This window comes from Tindallia texcoconensis (assembly GCF_055383815.1).
The window spans coordinates 780,552-798,568 of record NZ_AP042431.1 but is presented as its reverse complement, the minus strand read 5'-3'; the positions used below and the strand labels follow the sequence as shown (position 1 = coordinate 798,568).

At 41.0% G+C, this 18,017-nt stretch carries 16 protein-coding genes and 1 other annotated feature; all 16 genes read left to right on the top strand.

The features are described 5' to 3' along the window. Positions 1–9 precede the first annotated feature (9 nt). The gene (gene sigH / locus ACZ47N_RS03845; protein WP_464887817.1) at positions 10–681 is read left to right on the top strand and encodes an RNA polymerase sporulation sigma factor SigH; all 672 of its coding nucleotides are present in this window, start codon (positions 10–12) and stop codon (positions 679–681) included. Positions 682–724: 43 nt separating this feature from the next. Continuing rightward, a complete protein-coding gene (gene tuf, locus ACZ47N_RS03840; protein ID WP_464887804.1) occupies positions 725–1,918 on the top strand; it encodes an elongation factor Tu in 1,194 nt (397 codons plus the stop codon). Between the two features lie 213 nt (positions 1,919–2,131). Continuing rightward, positions 2,132–2,281 (top strand): 50S ribosomal protein L33, encoded by a 150-nt coding sequence (gene rpmG / locus ACZ47N_RS03835; RefSeq protein WP_093315629.1) that lies wholly within the window; start codon positions 2,132–2,134, stop codon positions 2,279–2,281. Between the two features lie 41 nt (positions 2,282–2,322). Beyond that, positions 2,323–2,535, top strand: coding sequence for a preprotein translocase subunit SecE (gene secE / locus ACZ47N_RS03830; protein ID WP_464887816.1), 213 nt, complete (start codon positions 2,323–2,325; stop codon positions 2,533–2,535). 76 nt (positions 2,536–2,611) lie between these two features. Next, on the top strand, positions 2,612–3,130 hold the full coding sequence (nusG, locus tag ACZ47N_RS03825; RefSeq protein WP_464887815.1) for a transcription termination/antitermination protein NusG: 519 nt from the start codon (positions 2,612–2,614) through the stop codon (positions 3,128–3,130). 47 nt (positions 3,131–3,177) lie between these two features. Then, entirely contained in the window at positions 3,178–3,603 is a 426-nt protein-coding gene (gene rplK, locus ACZ47N_RS03820; protein WP_464887814.1) for a 50S ribosomal protein L11, read from the top strand. Between the two features lie 52 nt (positions 3,604–3,655). Beyond that, positions 3,656–4,351, top strand: a complete 696-nt coding sequence (gene rplA / locus ACZ47N_RS03815) for a 50S ribosomal protein L1 (RefSeq protein WP_464887813.1) — start codon at positions 3,656–3,658, stop codon at positions 4,349–4,351. Positions 4,352–4,360: 9 nt separating this feature from the next. Continuing rightward, positions 4,361–4,487 (top strand) — a sequence feature (ribosomal protein L10 leader region). Between the two features lie 32 nt (positions 4,488–4,519). Continuing rightward, the gene (rplJ, locus tag ACZ47N_RS03810) at positions 4,520–5,017 is read left to right on the top strand and encodes a 50S ribosomal protein L10 (RefSeq protein ID WP_464887812.1); all 498 of its coding nucleotides are present in this window, start codon (positions 4,520–4,522) and stop codon (positions 5,015–5,017) included. Between the two features lie 67 nt (positions 5,018–5,084). Beyond that, the gene (gene rplL, locus ACZ47N_RS03805) at positions 5,085–5,450 is read left to right on the top strand and encodes a 50S ribosomal protein L7/L12 (RefSeq protein WP_464887811.1); all 366 of its coding nucleotides are present in this window, start codon (positions 5,085–5,087) and stop codon (positions 5,448–5,450) included. 280 nt (positions 5,451–5,730) lie between these two features. Then, a complete protein-coding gene (gene rpoB, locus ACZ47N_RS03800; RefSeq protein WP_464887810.1) occupies positions 5,731–9,477 on the top strand; it encodes a DNA-directed RNA polymerase subunit beta in 3,747 nt (1,248 codons plus the stop codon). Positions 9,478–9,532: 55 nt separating this feature from the next. Further along, positions 9,533–13,096: a DNA-directed RNA polymerase subunit beta' gene (rpoC, locus tag ACZ47N_RS03795; protein ID WP_464887809.1), complete on the top strand. Its 3,564-nt coding sequence runs from the start codon at positions 9,533–9,535 to the stop codon at positions 13,094–13,096. 136 nt (positions 13,097–13,232) lie between these two features. Then, positions 13,233–13,478 (top strand): ribosomal L7Ae/L30e/S12e/Gadd45 family protein, encoded by a 246-nt coding sequence (locus tag ACZ47N_RS03790; RefSeq protein ID WP_464887808.1) that lies wholly within the window; start codon positions 13,233–13,235, stop codon positions 13,476–13,478. 29 nt (positions 13,479–13,507) lie between these two features. Beyond that, positions 13,508–13,924, top strand: a complete 417-nt coding sequence (gene rpsL, locus ACZ47N_RS03785; RefSeq protein WP_464887807.1) for a 30S ribosomal protein S12 — start codon at positions 13,508–13,510, stop codon at positions 13,922–13,924. A gap of 117 nt (positions 13,925–14,041) precedes the next feature. Next, positions 14,042–14,512 (top strand): 30S ribosomal protein S7, encoded by a 471-nt coding sequence (rpsG, locus tag ACZ47N_RS03780; protein ID WP_464887806.1) that lies wholly within the window; start codon positions 14,042–14,044, stop codon positions 14,510–14,512. Between the two features lie 39 nt (positions 14,513–14,551). Further along, on the top strand, positions 14,552–16,621 hold the full coding sequence (fusA, locus tag ACZ47N_RS03775) for an elongation factor G (protein WP_464887805.1): 2,070 nt from the start codon (positions 14,552–14,554) through the stop codon (positions 16,619–16,621). A 53-nt stretch (positions 16,622–16,674) separates the two neighbouring features. Beyond that, positions 16,675–17,868 carry an elongation factor Tu gene (gene tuf, locus ACZ47N_RS03770; protein WP_464887804.1) on the top strand — a complete coding sequence of 398 codons (1,194 nt, stop codon included), beginning with the start codon at positions 16,675–16,677 and terminating at the stop codon, positions 17,866–17,868. Positions 17,869–18,017 lie beyond the last annotated feature (149 nt).

Sequence of the window (18,017 nt, the reverse complement as noted above, 5' to 3'; positions counted from 1 at the left end):
TCGGGAGCGATGTCTATGGGTGTGACAAAGCATTTACCTCACCATACTAATGCAACTGAAGTACAGCAACTGTCAGACGAGTTGGTTCTAGAATTAGCAAGAAATGGAAACTTAGAAGCCTTGGAAATACTCATGGATCGGTATAAAAATTTTGTGAAGGCAAAAGCCAGATCTTACTTTTTAATTGGTGCTGATCGGGAAGATATCGTTCAAGAAGGCATGATTGGTTTATTTAAAGCAGTTCGAGATTATCGTAATGAAAAGCCTTCATCCTTCAAAGTCTTTGCAGAACTGTGTATCACCAGACAAATGATTACAGCTATCAAAACGGCAACCCGCCAAAAACATATACCGTTGAATTCCTATATATCTCTTAATAAGCCAGTTTGCGCCAATGATTCTGACAGGACGTTGATGGAGATGGTATCTGGGCATAGGATTACAAATCCAGAAGAACTGATGATTTCCCAGGAAGAATTGTGTTCTATTGAGGACGTTATAGGAGAAGTGTTGAGTGATTTGGAAATGAAAGTCCTGATGCTGTACATAAACGGAAGATCCTATCAGGAAATAGCTAAAGAGATAGGGAGATCAGAAAAATCCATCGATAATGCATTGCAGCGAGTAAAAAGGAAGTTGGAACGCTATTTGGAAGAAAGAAACCACTATGAACAGAGTTGATTCAAAGAATTATTTTATGGATATATTTTAAGGAGGAAAGAAAATGGCAAAAGCAAAATATGAAAGAAGTAAAACCCACGTAAACATAGGAACCATTGGCCACGTAGATCATGGTAAAACCACTTTAACAGCAGCGATTACCATTGTATTAAACAAACGATTTGGAACAGGTGCGGCAGTGGCCTTTGACATGATCGACAAAGCACCAGAAGAAAAAGAGAGAGGTATTACCATCTCTACAGCCCACGTAGAATATGAAACAGACAATCGTCACTATGCCCACGTAGACTGCCCAGGCCATGCCGACTATGTTAAAAACATGATTACAGGCGCGGCGCAGATGGACGGAGCAATCCTAGTAGTATCCGCAGCAGACGGTCCAATGCCACAAACGAGAGAACACATTCTGTTATCTCGACAAGTAGGCGTACCTTATATTGTAGTATTCATGAACAAATGCGATATGGTAGACGACGAAGAACTACTAGAATTAGTAGAGTTAGAAATAAGAGACCTGCTGAACGCATACGACTTCCCAGGTGATGACACCCCAATCTTCAAAGGCAGCGCATTAAAAGCCTTAGAAGATCCAGATGGTGAATGGGCAGAGCACATCGTAGAGATGTTCAAATCCGTAGACGAATACATCCCAGAGCCAGAAAGAGATGTAGACAAGCCATTTCTAATGCCAGTGGAAGACGTATTCTCCATTACCGGACGAGGAACCGTAGCTACAGGAAGAGTAGAACGAGGAACCGTAAAAGTACAGGAAGAAGTACAATTAGTAGGCCTTTCCGAAGAGCCACGAAAACTAGTAGTAACCGGCGTAGAAATGTTTAGAAAACTCCTAGATTACGCTCAAGCAGGAGACAACATAGGCTTATTGCTGAGAGGAATCCAGCGAGACGAAATAGAACGTGGACAAGTAATAGCCAAGCCAGGAAGCATCAATCCACATACAAAATTCAAAGCCGAAGTGTACGTATTGAAAAAAGAAGAAGGTGGACGCCATACACCATTCTTTGATGGCTACCGTCCTCAGTTCTACTTTAGAACAACAGACGTAACAGGCAGCATTAAATTACCAGACGGAGTAGAGATGGTAATGCCAGGAGATAACATAACAATGGACATAGAACTAATCTCCCCAATAGCCGTTGAAGAAGGCCTCCGATTTGCGATTCGAGAAGGTGGAAGAACAGTAGGAGCCGGGGTAGTTGCAGATATTATTGAGTAGGTAGTGTAGAACTTGGTAGGAGAGAAGAAATAAAGGGTCAGGCACTGCTTGATCCTTTATTTAGGCCTAGTGAAAAGCCATGAAAAAAACAGGTTGTGTTGACAGGTGAGAATAAATATGATATATTTTACCAGTTAAAGAGTCGAAAGTTAGGATCCGCACTCTAATAGACGGAGATAAAGTTAAGTATTGTGAGCAGGGAGGTGTGAATGAATGAGAGTTAAAGTGACGTTGGCTTGCACTGAATGCAAAAGAAGAAATTATCATACAATGAAAAATAAAAAAAATGATCCAGATCGCATGGAGCTAAAAAAGTACTGCAAATTTGACAGGTGCCACACCTTACACCGTGAAACCAAGTAACCTAGCCACAAAAGAAATACAAATAAAGGATGTGATGCGTGATGGCTACTCAAACAACTGCACCACAAAACAAATCCCAGTCGACGGGAAAGTACTTCAAGAGTTCAAAAGCTGAACTTAAAAAAGTTCATTGGCCAACTAGGGCAGAGCTTAAGAATCATACAGCCGTCGTTGTAGTCGTATGTGCAATTGCCACTGTAATCCTATGGCTGCTGGATACGGTTTTTGGTTTCGGACTAAATATGATCATCTGATAACCAATGAATATTTGGCGTTTATGGATATAAAAGGGGGGATCGGGTTGTCGTCAATGGCGATACCTGCTAACATATGACTGAAGAAGCGAAATGGTATGTAGTACACACATATTCTGGCCATGAGAACAAAGTGAAAGTAAACATTGAGAAAATGGTTGAAAATCGTGGGATGGAAGATGTGATTGAAGAAGTGAATGTACCCACGGAAGAAAAAGTGGAAATTAAAAATGGTAAGAAAAAAATTAAGGAAACAAAATTATATCCAGGATATGTCATTGTCAAAATGGTTATGACGGATGAATCCTGGTACTTAGTGCGTAACACCAGAGGGGTTACTGGGTTTGTAGGCCCAAGTTCCAAGCCAGTCCCACTGACGGAATATGAAGTAAGGAATATGGGTGTTGAAATACCACGACAAGAAATTGACTTTAAAGAAGGCGATTCTGTTCGTGTGGTAAGTGGTCCCTTTGAAAGCTTTATTGGAAGTATTGTCAAAATCAACATGGACAAACAAACCTTTAAAGTGTTAATCAACATGTTTGGAAGGGAAACCCCGGTGGAACTTGAGTTTCACCAAGTGGAAACCTTATAAAACGCGGCCCTTGTGGATGCGATTATTAGGATGAAGGAGGTGGAAAGATGGCGAAAAAAGTAGTTGGTCAAATCAAATTGCAAATCCCTGCGGGAAAGGCAACACCAGCACCACCTGTTGGTCCAGCTTTGGGACAACATGGTGTCAATATCATGGGATTCTGTAAAGAGTTTAATGCAAAGACAGCAGAACAAGCCGGCCTTATTATTCCGGTTATTATAACGGTTTATGCAGACAGATCCTTTACATTTATTACAAAAACGCCACCAGCTGCAGTTTTAATCAAAAAAGCAGTAGGCTTAGACAAAGCTTCAGGTGAGCCCAACAAAAACAAAGTTGGAAAAATTAAGAAAGCACAGCTTCAAGAAATTGCTGAGCTGAAAATGCCAGACTTGAATGCGGCAACAGTGGAAAGCGCAATGAACATGATTGCTGGCACAGCAAGAAGTATGGGAATCGAAGTAGAAGAGTAATGAGACGGTGGGAGGCTCTAGGAGTCGATAGAACCACAAGGAGGGTAAGAAAATGCCAAAACGAGGTAAAAAATATCAAGATGCTATAAAAGTATACGACAAAGAAAAGATGTACGACGTGAATGAAGCCGTAGAGTTTCTAAAGCAATTACCATCGGCTAAGTTTGATGAAACCGTTGAATTGCATGCGAAGCTGGGAGTAGACTCGCGTCACGCAGATCAGCAAGTGCGTGGAGCCGTTGTCTTGCCACATGGTACAGGTAAGACCAAAAGGGTATTAGTTTTCGCAAAAGGTGAAAAAGCAACAGAAGCTGAAAAAGCAGGTGCTGATTTCGTTGGTGCTGAAGACATGGTAGAAAAAATTCAAAAAGACAATTGGTTTGAATTTGACGTAGTGGTAGCGACACCTGACATGATGGGTGTTGTAGGTCGATTAGGTCGAGTGCTTGGTCCTAAAGGATTAATGCCTAACCCTAAATCTGGGACAGTGACTTTCGAATTAGAGAAAGCTGTAGAAGAAATTAAAGCTGGGAAAGTGGAATATCGACTAGACAAAACGAATATTCTACATGTACCCGTAGGAAAAAAATCTTTTGATGAAGATAAGTTGAAAGAAAATTTAAATGCTTTGTTGGATGCGGTTATTAAAGCAAAGCCTTCGGCTTCAAAAGGACAATATTTTAAAAGCATTACATTAACAAGCACGATGGGTCCTGGAATTCGAATCAACCCTAGTAAAGTAATGTAATCAGCAACAATAAAATTGTATATTCTGCCGTAGACCGCAGGGACAGTAAAACTGTTTAAAGAACCTGCCGAGGCTTTTTCGAAATAGAGAAAAAGGCCTTTGTCTGCATGGTAGATGAAGGTTTTGTTTCGTAAAAGCAAGGATCAATTAAAGGGGAGGTGCACATGTATGACGAAAGCCATTGAAAGAAAAAAAGCGGTGGTTGAAGAAATTGCTAAAAAGCTGAATGAATCAGCATCAGCAATACTATTTGATTATAGAGGACTTACCGTTGAGGAAGCCACCGAATTAAGATCTAAATTCCGAGAAGCTGGAATTGACTACAAAGTATATAAAAATACACTTGTAAGGCGAGCTGCTGATGTGGCAGGGATGGAAGAAATCAAAGAGGTTCTAACAGGCCCCAATGCAATTGCATTTGGATATGACGATCCAATAACTGCGGCGAAAATCGGCAGTGAATTTGCTAAAGAACATAGCGCTCTTGAAATCAAGGCGGGTATTGTAGAAGGCGAATACTTTAATGAAGAAAAGGTGAAAGAACTGGCGTCAATTCCTTCCAAAGAAGTTCTTATTGGAAAACTTCTTGGAAGCATTAAGGCTCCGGTGGCAAACTTTGCTTATCTGGTACAAGCGATTGCAGATAAACAGGAAGAAGCTAGTTAAAATGGTGGAAAATGATGGGTGTACAAGCTTATATAAAAAAACAAGAAATCTAATGGAGGTGTCGTAAATGACAATTGAACAAATTATCGAAGCAATTGAAAATATGAAAGTGACTGAATTAAATGAGTTGGTGAAGGCGGCAGAAGAAAAATTTGGAGTATCTGCAAGTGCTCCAGTAATGGTTGGTGGAGCTGCGGCAGGTGGAGCAGCTGAAGCGGAGCAAACAGAATTTGATGTTATCCTTGAAAGCGCTGGTTCTTCTAAAATTGGTGTTATCAAAGTGGTTCGTGAGATTACTGGTCTTGGCTTAAAAGAAGCCAAAGCATTGGTAGACGAAGCGCCGAAGCCAGTTAAAGAAGCTGCGGAAAAAGAAGAAGCAGATAGCATCAAAGCGAAATTAGAAGAAGCTGGAGCTACTGTAGAGATTAAATAATCATAGAAATGCATTCTTGTTGCATCTACTCGAAAGCCCCTCTATTTATTATGGATCAGAGGGGCTTTCTTAAATACAACTTTATGTTGACTAAACATGGATCATTGTGATAAAATTACACATTGCATAAAACAATATTTCTTTTCACTGGAGTGATCCGGTATCCGCTTTAATGACAATTCCGTATGCAGCCTTTAGACATGGCGTCTCATCTGTGAAAACGGGATTTTTCATTTCAAATACAAACCCCATCTTGAATCGATAAGGAGTGAATCCCAGCATGCCTCATCCTGTCAAAATTGGCAACAAAGAGCGTATGAGCTATTCGAGGATTGAAGAAATTCTTGAAATTCCCAGTTTGATTGAAATCCAGAAAGAATCCTATGATTGGTTTTTAGAAGAAGGCCTTGGTGAAGTTTTTGGAGATATTTCACCCATTGAAGATTATACAGGAAATTTGATTTTAGAATTTGTAGATTATAAATTGGGTGAAGAACCAAAGTACAGTGTTGCAGAATCAAAAGAAAGGGATATGACTTATTCTGCACCCATAAAGGTAAAGGTCCGGTTAATTAATAAAGAAACCGGTGAAGTCAAAGAACAAGAAGTGTTTATGGGCGACTTTCCAATCATGACAGAAACGGGTACGTTTATTATTAACGGTGCTGAGCGAGTGATTGTCAGTCAATTAGTTAGGTCTCCTGGTGTCTATTACAATTCAGAATATGATAAGTCAGGAAATAGATTGTTTTCTTCCGTTCTCATCCCCAATAGGGGAGCTTGGTTGGAATACGAGACAGATTCAAATGGCGTTGTTTCTATCCGAATTGACCGAACCCGAAAACAACCAATTACGATTATTCTGAGAGCTTTAGGGTATTCAAAGGATCAACAAATCATCGATTTGCTGGGCGAAGATGATCGTTTGCTAGCATCTTTGGAGAAAGATAATACGACTAATAAAGAAGAAGCACTCCTTGAAATATATAAAAAACTACGTCCAGGTGAACCGCCAACTGTTGAGAGTGCCACCTCTCTTTTGCATTCCCTATTTTTTGATCCTAAGCGATATGACTTGGCCAAAGTGGGACGTTATAAGTTTAACAAAAAACTAGCGCTTTCCAGTAGAATTATCTATCGAAAAGCGGCAGAAAACGTTATAGATCCCAATACTGGCGAAGTGTTGATTGAAACGGGGCAAAAGATTACGCGGCGAATATCAGAAACTATTCAAAACTCAGGAATCAATGAAGTCCAGGTTTACTCTGAGGAAAATCAAATTATCAAGGTAATTGGCAATCAATTTGTCGATATTAAAGCCCATATTAAAACAGATCCATCTAAACTAAAAGTGAAGAAAATGGCCTACTATCCGGTTCTCAAAGAAATATTGGAAACCTGTGATACCGAGGAAGCCATTTGCGAAGCTATCAATGCTCGTTATCGAGAACTAATGCCAAAACATGTTTTAGTATCGGATATCATTGCATCCATTAGCTATATTTTCAACATGGCTCATGATATTGGTCATGTGGATGATATTGATCATCTTGGTAATCGTAGGCTGAGATCTGTGGGGGAGCTACTGCAAAACCAGTTTCGTATTGGATTATCCAGGATGGAACGCGTGGTAAAAGAAAGAATGACCATACAAGACGTGGATTTAGTAACGCCACAAGCTCTTATTAATATTAGACCTGTGGTAGCATCTATAAAAGAGTTTTTTGGAAGTTCTCAATTATCGCAGTTTATGGATCAGACAAACCCCTTAGGAGAACTAACGCACAAAAGAAGACTATCGGCACTGGGACCAGGAGGTTTATCTCGTGAGAGAGCTGGTTTTGAAGTGAGAGACGTACATCATTCCCATTACGGTAGAATGTGTCCTATTGAGACACCAGAAGGACCGAACATTGGTTTGATTAACTCCCTAAGCACCTATGCCCGTGTAAATGAGTATGGATTTATTGAAGTGCCTTATCGGAAAATTATTCAGGAAGAAGGCAAGGTGACTAAGGAAGTAGAATATCTTACTGCGGATGAAGAGGATATGGTTACGATTGCTCAGGCCAATGAACCTTTAGACGAAGACGGTCGTTTTATCAATAATAGAGTTACATCCAGAACACTAGATGGAGCCATCGATGTTGTTCCTAAAGAAGAAGCGGATTATATGGACGTTTCTCCTAAGCAAATTGTTTCTGTTGCCACAGCAATGATACCATTTTTGGAAAATGACGATGCTAACCGTGCGTTGATGGGGTCTAATATGCAGCGACAAGCTGTACCTCTATTAAAGTCCGAAGCACCCATTATTGGAACTGGAATGGAATACAAAGCCGCTATCGATTCAGGTGTAGTGGTGCTTTCTAAGCATGCTGGTGTTATCGAGCGTGTGACTGGAACTGAAATTGTGATTCGTAGAGATAATGAGGATCAGAAAGATCGGTATAAACTACTGAAATTCAAACGATCCAACCAAGGAACTTGTGTCAACCAAAAACCCATTGTCCATAAAGGCCAGCGCGTAGAAGCTGGTGAAGTAATTGCAGATGGACCTTCAACAGAAGACGGAGAAATCGCACTTGGGAAAAACTGCTTAATTGGCTTTATGGCATGGGAAGGGTACAACTACGAAGATGCTATTTTGATCAATGAGAGGCTTGTCAAAGAAGATGTATTGACATCAATTCACATTGAAGAATACGAATCAGACGCTAGAGATACAAAACTTGGCCCTGAAGAAATTACAAGAGATATCCCCAATGTAGGAGAAGATTCGTTAAAAGATTTGGATGAACGTGGTATTATTCGAATCGGAGCAGAGGTTTTGTCTGGTGATATTTTGGTTGGAAAAGTAACTCCAAAGGGAGAGACAGAATTAACAGCAGAAGAAAGACTGCTTAGGGCGATCTTTGGTGAAAAAGCCAGAGAAGTTCGTGATACATCCTTGAAAGTGCCTCATGGTGAGTCTGGCATCGTAGTGGATGTAAAAGTCTTCACCAGAGAAAATGGTGACGAGCTTTCCCCAGGTGTCAATGAATTGGTTCGAGTATATATTGCAAAAAAAAGAAAAATAAACGTAGGAGATAAAGTAGCTGGCCGCCACGGAAACAAAGGGGTTATCTCCAGAATACTTCCAGAAGAAGATATGCCATTTCTAGCGGATGGAACACCGCTGGATGTCGTATTGAATCCCCTTGGTGTACCATCACGAATGAATATAGGCCAAGTGTTAGAAGTTCATTTGGGTATGGCTGCCAAAGCCCTTGGTTGGGAAGTAGCAACACCTGTTTTCGATGGAGCAGATGAACATGATGTAATGGATGCATTGGTAGAAGCTGGATATCCCAAATCTGGTAAAATACAGTTGGTAGATGGAAGGACAGGAGAGTCTTTTGACAATCCAGTAACAGTGGGCTATATGTATATGTTGAAACTTCACCATCTTGTGGATGATAAAATACATGCTAGAAGTACAGGACCATACTCCCTAGTAACGCAACAGCCATTGGGTGGTAAAGCTCAATTCGGAGGGCAGCGATTTGGAGAGATGGAAGTTTGGGCACTAGAAGCCTACGGAGCGGCGCACACCTTACAAGAGATATTAACCGTTAAATCAGACGATGTTATTGGTAGGGTAAAGACCTACGAGTGTATTGTAAAAGGTGAAGTAATTCCTGAACCAGGCGTGCCTGAATCTTTCAAAGTGTTAATTAAAGAACTTCAAAGTCTAGCGTTGAACATACAGGTGTTAACCGATGACAATGCAGAAATTGAGTTGAAAGAAGTAGGCGAAGAAGAAATCAACGAGATTCATGCTGAAGGAGCAGAATTAAGTCCTGACCTGAAAAAAGAAAAAGCTTCTATCGAATCTGGAGATAAAGTTGATGTTCAGCCTGGAGTTGCATGTGCATATGATCATGAAGAATTGGAGTCATCCATGCTTTCCATAGCACCTGAGGAGGAACCACCCTTGAACGAGGATGATGCTGGAGACGATGGTACAGGATCAGAGGAACACTGAAGGTTGAGATGATCAGAGAACTGACCTGTTTAAAATCAGAAAGGGGAGAAGCTCCTTGTTAGAATTGAACAACTTTAAGTCTATCCGGATTTCACTTGCGGCACCGGAAAAAATCAGACAATGGTCCAAGGGTGAAGTGAAAAAACCAGAAACCATTAACTATCGTACGTTGAAACCTGAGAAAGAAGGCTTGTTCTGCGAAAAAATATTTGGGCCTACCAAAGACTGGGAATGCCACTGCGGCAAATATAAAAGAGTTCGGTACAAAGGTGTTATTTGTGATCGTTGTGGTGTGGAAGTAACCAAATCGAAAGTGCGAAGAGATAGAATGGGCCATATTGAATTAGCAGCACCAGTATCGCATATCTGGTATTTCAAAGGAATCCCCAGTAGAATGGGACTTTTGTTAGATATGTCTCCGCGATCTCTGGAAAAAGTCCTTTATTTTGCAGCGTATGTGGTTACAGATGCAGGCGAAAGTCATTTAACACATAAACAAATTCTCACGGAAAAAGAGTTTGCAGAAGCCATGGAACATGCTCGTAAAACTGGGAATTATTTCAAGGCATCCATGGGGGCGGAAGCCATTAAGCTTCTGCTGCAACAAATAGAATTAGATGAATTGAACGAAGAACTAAGGCAAAGATTAATCGATAGCTCTGGTCAAAAAAGAGTTCGAACCATTAGACGACTTGAGGTAGTAGATGCTTTTCGAAAATCTGGAAACGATCCTGAATGGATGATTATGGACGTGGTGCCTGTAATTCCACCAGATTTAAGACCCATGGTGCAGTTAGATGGTGGTCGGTTTGCAACCTCAGATTTGAATGACCTATACCGAAGGGTTATCAATCGAAATAACCGACTCAAACGACTCTTGGATTTGGGAGCACCGGATATTATCGTCCGAAACGAAAAGAGAATGTTGCAGGAATCTGTAGATGCATTGATTGATAATGGGCGTCGTGGCAAGCCTGTGACAGGACCAGGAAACAGGCCATTGAAATCACTATCAGATATGTTGAAGGGGAAACAAGGACGATTTAGACAAAACTTGCTTGGGAAGCGAGTGGATTACTCTGGTAGATCTGTTATTGTAGTAGGGCCTGAACTTGAGTTCCACCAATGCGGACTCCCTAAAAAAATGGCTTTAGAACTATTCAAGCCTTTTGTGATGAAAAAACTTGTGGGTGAAGGCCATGCACACAATATAAAAAGTGCTAAAAGAATGGTGGAAAAGGTACGGCCAGAAGTATGGGATGTACTAGAAGAAGTGATTAAGAACCATCCTGTTCTCCTCAATAGAGCTCCAACACTTCATCGCCTTGGAATACAAGCCTTCGAACCAACTTTAGTAGAGGGGAAAGCCATTAAACTTCACCCGTTGGTGTGTACTGCTTATAATGCAGATTTTGATGGGGATCAAATGGCGGTTCATGTACCTCTCTCTGATGCGGCACAAGAAGAAGCTAGGAATTTAATGCTATCACCTAATAATATCTTAGCACCTAAGGATGGACAACCTATCACCACCCCTACACAGGATATGGTATTGGGTACGTATTATCTGACAATAGAAACCCCAGATAGTCTTGGGGAGGGCATGCGTTTTAAAGACTATGAAGAAATGCTCATGGCCTACTTTACTGAAAAGGTTAGCCTTCATGCACGAGTTACTGTGAGGATGCAGCGTGAAGAAGATAAAGAAGCTCATATGGTGACAAGTACAGTAGGGAGATTTATCTTTAACGAAAAAATACCACAAGATCTTGGGTTTGTGGACCGCCATCAAAACCCTCATGGTTTAGAAATAGATTTTGTATGCGATAAAAAAGCACTAGGTCAAATCATTTCTAAATGTTTTAGAAAACATGGAAATCAAACAACAGCAAAAATGTTAGACTATATTAAATTTATGGGCTTTAAATATTCTACAAAAGGCGCCATTACCATAGCCATATCTGACATGGAAGTTCCTAAAGAAAAAGCAGCTCTCATAGCAGAAGCAGAAGGTCGTGTAGACCAGTATGAAAAAGTATATCGTCGGGGACTTATTTCGGATGATGAACGATACGAAAAAGTAATGAGTGTTTGGGAAGAAACCACAGGAAAAGTGACGGATGCATTGATGGATGGATTAGATTCAATGAATAATGTTTTCATTATGGCTCAGTCAGGAGCTCGTGGTAGTAAAAATCAGATCAGACAATTGGGTGGTATGCGCGGATTAATGTCAAATGCAAGTGGACATACAGTGGAGGTACCCATTAAATCCAACTTCCGTGAAGGGTTAACAGTTTTAGAATACTTTATATCAACCCATGGGGCACGAAAGGGCTTGGCAGATACGGCCCTTAGAACTGCGGATTCTGGATACCTGACCAGAAGACTAGTAGATGTCAGCCAGGATGTCATTATTCGGGATGAAGACTGTGGAACTACTGAAGGCATTGTGGTTGAGGCCTTCAAAGATGGGAAAGAAATCATAGAAGAACTTTACGATCGATTGGTAGGACGATATCTCCTGGAGGACGCAATCCATCCAGAAACAGGAGAGTTAGTTCTAGAAAAAGGGACAATGGTATTAGAAGAAGATGCAGAAGCCATTGTTGCCGCTGGGATTGAAAAACTTAAAATTAGATCCATCTTAAACTGCAAAACAAAGTATGGCATTTGTAAAGTATGCTATGGTAGAAACCTTGCGACGGGCAAACAGGTTCAAGTAGGAGAAGCAGTAGGAATTATTGCAGCTCAATCCATAGGTGAACCAGGAACCCAGCTGACCATGAGAACCTTCCACACTGGCGGAGTAGCTGGTGCGGATATTACCCAGGGTCTTCCCAGGGTAGAAGAGCTTTTTGAGGCGCGGAAACCTAAAGGCCTGGCGATTATCAGTGAAATCGATGGCGATGTTACCGTAGTAGAAAGTAAAAAGAAGCGGGAAGTTTATGTACGAAATGCAAATGAAGAAAAAGTGTATGAAATACCATATGGGTCAAGGATCAAAGTTCGTGATGGTCAAACCATCGAAGCGGCAGACGAAATAACGGAAGGATCCGTGAATCCTCACGATATTCTTGGAATAAAAGGGGTCGTAGGAGTCCAAAATTATATTATTAAAGAAGTACAGCGTGTCTATCGTCTTCAAGGTGTTGATATTAACGATAAGCATATCGAGGTAATTGTACGACAAATGCTTTCAAAAGTGAAGATTGAAGAAGACTTACAAGCAACTATGTTACCAGGAGCCTTGGAGAGTATTTACTCCATGGAAGATCTTAATACAACGAGAGTAGCATCTGGAGAAGAATTGGTTAAGGGAAAACGAGTTTTATTGGGAATTACCAAAGCTTCTTTGGCAACGGAGTCCTTCCTATCAGCAGCTTCCTTCCAAGAAACAACTCGTGTCCTTACAGAAGCTGCTATTAAAGGCAAGGAAGACTTTTTGATTGGTTTGAAAGAGAATGTTATTATTGGCAAGCTAATTCCAGCAGGAACAGGCATGGATAAGTATAAGAAAATTGCATTAAATGTAGATTCGGAAGATGCAATTGATAAAGAAACTATGACTGTGATGGAAAAAGCACCGTATGCAGATGCCGTGTTAATTGACGAATAAATCTTGACACGATATTTTACAGGTGGTAAACTATATAAGTGTGCTAAAAAACAGCAGTTAACCATTGAAATCTTTGACTTCGCTGGAAGATTTATTTCCAGCGAAGAAACCTCTTACACTGAAAGGGAGGATGGTTGTGTTGGAAGAACTGCAGCGTGAACATACGGTTGTTGGAATGAAGCAGGTTTCACGCAGTATACGTGAAGGAAAAGAAATTAGCAGGATATACATTGCTCAAGATGCAGATCAAGGACTGATTGAAAAAATAATCCATATGGCAAAAGAACATGATCTGGATATTGTGAAGATAGAAAGTCGCAAAAAATTAGGGAAAATGTGTGCCATTGATGTGGGAGCTACTGTTGTAGCTGTTATAAAATAAATGAAATCATTTAAAGGAGGTGAAAATGAATGCCAACGATTAATCAGCTAGTCCGCAAAGGCCGAAAAGTAGAACAGGAAAACTCTGACTCTCCTGCGCTGTTAAAAGGTTTTAACTCGCTTAAGAGAAAAACAACTGACATTAGTGCTCCGCAAAAAAGAGGAGTATGCGTATCGGTAAAAACAGTAACGCCTAAAAAGCCGAACTCAGCGCTTAGGAAAGTGGCCAGAGTGCGTCTGACGAATCAAATCGAAGTATCTGCTTACATTCCTGGATCTGGACACAATTTACAGGAACATAGTGTTGTCTTGATTCGTGGAGGTAGAGTGAAAGACCTTCCGGGAGTTCGATACCATGTTGTTAGAGGATCTCTTGATACTGCAGGTGTTGCAGACAGAATGCAAAGTCGATCTAAGTATGGAGCGAAACGACCTAAGAAAAAATAATACGCGAAGCGTTTAAGCATATAATATAATACAATATAATTTGCTCGAACGCACAGCGGCATCGGGAACGGTGTCGAGTACCGATGAATCTTTTTATTGGATAAGGAGGGAAGTAAAGTGCCGAGAAAAGGAAGCGTGCCCAAGCGAGTCTCATTACCAGACCCGATTTATGGGAGTAAAGTTGTTACCAAATTAATAAACAGCATTATGCTAGATGGCAAAAAAGGGACGGCCCAGAAGATTGTATACGGAGCCTTTGAAACAATTAAAGAAACAACAGGTGAAGATGCAACAGAGGTATTCGAGAAGGCTATGAACAATATCATGCCAGTTCTTGAAGTGAAGGCTCGACGTGTAGGTGGAGCCAACTATCAAGTGCCTATCGAAGTAAGACCAGAAAGAAGACAAACTCTTGGAATTCGATGGTTGGTTAAGTATACCAAAGCTAGAAGTGAGAAAACAATGAAAGAAAGATTAGCAAAAGAAATCATGGATGCTGCTAATAACATGGGTGGTTCCGTTAAGAAAAAAGAAGATACACATAAAATGGCAGAAGCAAACAAAGCATTTGCCCACTACCGCTGGTAAAATATAGAGGTTCGGTAGTACCTTGGAAGGAGGATCACAGTGCCAAGGCAGTTTTCATTGGAAAAAACAAGAAACATAGGTATTATGGCTCATATTGATGCTGGTAAAACCACAACGACAGAACGTATCCTTTATTATGCGGGGCGTATTCATAAAATAGGTGAGACTCATGATGGTGCATCCCAAATGGACTGGATGGACCAAGAAAAAGAAAGAGGAATCACCATTACATCAGCAGCAACTACTTGCGAATGGCAAGGACATAGGGTCAACATAATTGATACACCAGGACACGTTGACTTTACAGTGGAAGTAGAAAGATCATTACGGGTCCTAGATGGTGCTGTGGCAGTTTTTTGCGCAAAAGGCGGAGTTGAGCCTCAGTCAGAAACTGTATGGCGTCAAGCGGACAAATATAAAGTTCCGCGAATGGCATTTATTAACAAAATGGACATCATGGGAGCCGACTTTGATAATGCGGTTGATATGATGAAAGACAGACTTAGTGCCAATGCGATCCCGATCCAATTACCCATTGGGAAAGAAGCGGATTTTCTAGGCATTGTTGATCTAGTTTCCATGAAAGCCAGGATATACGAAGACGATCTTGGGCAGAACATCCGTATAGAAGAAATTCCTTCTGAAATGAAGGAAAAAGCTGAACAATATAGAGAACAGATGCTAGAAGCCATTGCTGAAACAGACGAGGAACTGATGATGAAGTATCTCGAAGGTGAAAGCATGACAGAAGAAGAAATCATGAAGGGGCTTCGGGCAGCGACGGTTGAGACAAAAATCACACCAGTGCTATGCGGATCATCCTATAAGAATAAAGGGGTTCAAATTCTCCTGGACTTCATTGTAGCATTGATGCCATCTCCCCTTGATGTGGAATCAATTCAAGGCATGTCTGTAGATGGTGAGTCGGAAATCAAGAAACACGCAGATGATGAAGAGCCATTTGCAGCCCTTGCTTTTAAAATTATGTCAGATCCTTATGTTGGCAAACTCGCATTCTTCCGAGTTTACTCAGGTGTGTTGAAATCAGGGTCTTATGTGTATAATCCTATCAAAGGAAAAAGAGAAAGAGTTGGGCGTATTCTTCAAATGCATGCCAATTCCCGTGAAGAAATCGATGAAGTGTATGCAGGTGATATTGCAGCGGCAGTTGGATTGAAAGATACGGGTACCGGCGATACACTCTGTGATATGGATGATCAGGTGATCTTAGAGTCTATGGAATTCCCAGAACCAGTTATATCCGTAGCAATTGAGCCTAAAACCAAAGCTGGTCAAGATAAAATGGGAATTGCATTGCAAAAATTAGCTGAAGAAGATCCTACATTCCGAACATTCACGGATACTGAAACTGGTCAAACGATCATTGAGGGAATGGGAGAGCTACACTTAGAAATCATAGTTGACCGGATGCTTCGTGAGTTTAAAGTAGAAGCTAACGTTGGGAAACCACAAGTATCCTATAAAGAAACAATTACAGAAGAAGTGGCTGTGGAAACAAAGTATGCTCGACAGTCTGGTGGAAAAGGCCAATATGGACATGTTAAAATCCGAATGATTCCACAAAAACCAGGCGATGGATATGAGTTTGAAAACAAAATTGTTGGAGGATCTATCCCAAAAGAGTATATCCCAGCAGTAGATCAAGGCATTCAAGATAGCAAACGCAACGGTGTGATGGCAGGATATGAAGTTGTTGACTTTAAAATTGTCCTATACGACGGTTCTTATCACGAAGTGGATTCATCGGAAATGGCCTTTAAAATCGCCGGCTCAATGGCCTTCAAAGATGCGATGAAAAAAGCGAAACCAGCGCTTCTAGAACCCTATATGCGTGTAGAAGTAGTGACGCCAGAAGAGTACATGGGAGACGTCATGGGAGACATAAATTCTCGACGAGGGAGAATAGAAGGCATGGACCCACGTCCTGGAGGCGCTCAGGTGATTCGTGCATTTGTTCCTCTTTCGGAAATGTTTGGTTATGCTACAGACTTAAGATCCAAATCCCAGGGAAGAGCAAATTATTCCATGCATTTTGATCATTTTGAACAAGTACCCGCTAGCATAGCTGAAAAAATCATGAAACCATAAGAATGCTATAGTTGCAGAGCACACTTATTAATATAAGATTAGGAGGAAAGAAAATGGCAAAAGCAAAATATGAAAGAAGTAAAACCCACGTAAACATAGGAACCATTGGCCACGTAGATCATGGTAAAACCACTTTAACAGCAGCGATTACCATTGTATTAAACAAACGATTTGGAACAGGTGCGGCAGTGGCCTTTGACATGATCGACAAAGCACCAGAAGAAAAAGAGAGAGGTATTACCATCTCTACAGCCCACGTAGAATATGAAACAGACAATCGTCACTATGCCCACGTAGACTGCCCAGGCCATGCCGACTATGTTAAAAACATGATTACAGGCGCGGCGCAGATGGACGGAGCAATCCTAGTAGTATCCGCAGCAGACGGTCCAATGCCACAAACGAGAGAACACATTCTGTTATCTCGACAAGTAGGCGTACCTTATATTGTAGTATTCATGAACAAATGCGATATGGTAGACGACGAAGAACTACTAGAATTAGTAGAGTTAGAAATAAGAGACCTGCTGAACGCATACGACTTCCCAGGTGATGACACCCCAATCTTCAAAGGCAGCGCATTAAAAGCCTTAGAAGATCCAGATGGTGAATGGGCAGAGCACATCGTAGAGATGTTCAAATCCGTAGACGAATACATCCCAGAGCCAGAAAGAGATGTAGACAAGCCATTTCTAATGCCAGTGGAAGACGTATTCTCCATTACTGGACGAGGAACCGTAGCTACAGGAAGAGTAGAACGAGGAACCGTAAAAGTACAGGAAGAAGTACAATTAGTAGGCCTTTCCGAAGAGCCACGAAAACTAGTAGTAACCGGCGTAGAAATGTTTAGAAAACTCCTAGATTACGCTCAAGCAGGAGACAACATAGGCTTATTGCTGAGAGGAATCCAGCGAGACGAAATAGAACGTGGACAAGTAATAGCCAAGCCAGGAAGCATCAATCCACATACAAAATTCAAAGCCGAAGTGTACGTATTGAAAAAAGAAGAAGGTGGACGCCATACACCATTCTTTGATGGCTACCGTCCTCAGTTCTACTTTAGAACAACAGACGTAACAGGCAGCATTAAATTACCAGACGGAGTAGAGATGGTAATGCCAGGAGATAACATAACAATGGACATAGAACTAATCTCCCCAATAGCCGTTGAAGAAGGCCTCCGATTTGCGATTCGAGAAGGTGGAAGAACAGTAGGAGCCGGAGTAGTTGCAGATATTATTGAGTAGATTTAAACAGCACCAATAGGACCTAAGAGAAAAAAGGCAGAAGTGTAAGATCTTCTGCCTTTTCTTTTGGTCAAATGTGAAAAGAGACTGGGTTGATATTAATTTAATAAAACCTGGAAAAAAGCTTGCATTATTGCGAAGAATATTAT

Bases quoted from the DNA above. Each gene is read 5' to 3' on its own strand.
- sigH (WP_464887817.1), top strand. From the start codon at position 10: ATGTCTATGGGTGTGACAAAGCATTTACCTCACCATACTAATGCAACT.
- tuf (WP_464887804.1), top strand. From the start codon at position 725: ATGGCAAAAGCAAAATATGAAAGAAGTAAAACCCACGTAAACATAGGA.
- rpmG (WP_093315629.1), top strand. From the start codon at position 2,132: ATGAGAGTTAAAGTGACGTTGGCTTGCACTGAATGCAAAAGAAGAAAT.
- secE (WP_464887816.1), top strand. From the start codon at position 2,323: ATGGCTACTCAAACAACTGCACCACAAAACAAATCCCAGTCGACGGGA.
- nusG (WP_464887815.1), top strand. From the start codon at position 2,612: ATGACTGAAGAAGCGAAATGGTATGTAGTACACACATATTCTGGCCAT.
- rplK (WP_464887814.1), top strand. From the start codon at position 3,178: ATGGCGAAAAAAGTAGTTGGTCAAATCAAATTGCAAATCCCTGCGGGA.
- rplA (WP_464887813.1), top strand. From the start codon at position 3,656: ATGCCAAAACGAGGTAAAAAATATCAAGATGCTATAAAAGTATACGAC.
- rplJ (WP_464887812.1), top strand. From the start codon at position 4,520: ATGACGAAAGCCATTGAAAGAAAAAAAGCGGTGGTTGAAGAAATTGCT.
- rplL (WP_464887811.1), top strand. From the start codon at position 5,085: ATGACAATTGAACAAATTATCGAAGCAATTGAAAATATGAAAGTGACT.
- rpoB (WP_464887810.1), top strand. From the start codon at position 5,731: ATGCCTCATCCTGTCAAAATTGGCAACAAAGAGCGTATGAGCTATTCG.
- rpsL (WP_464887807.1), top strand. From the start codon at position 13,508: ATGCCAACGATTAATCAGCTAGTCCGCAAAGGCCGAAAAGTAGAACAG.
- tuf (WP_464887804.1), top strand. From the start codon at position 16,675: ATGGCAAAAGCAAAATATGAAAGAAGTAAAACCCACGTAAACATAGGA.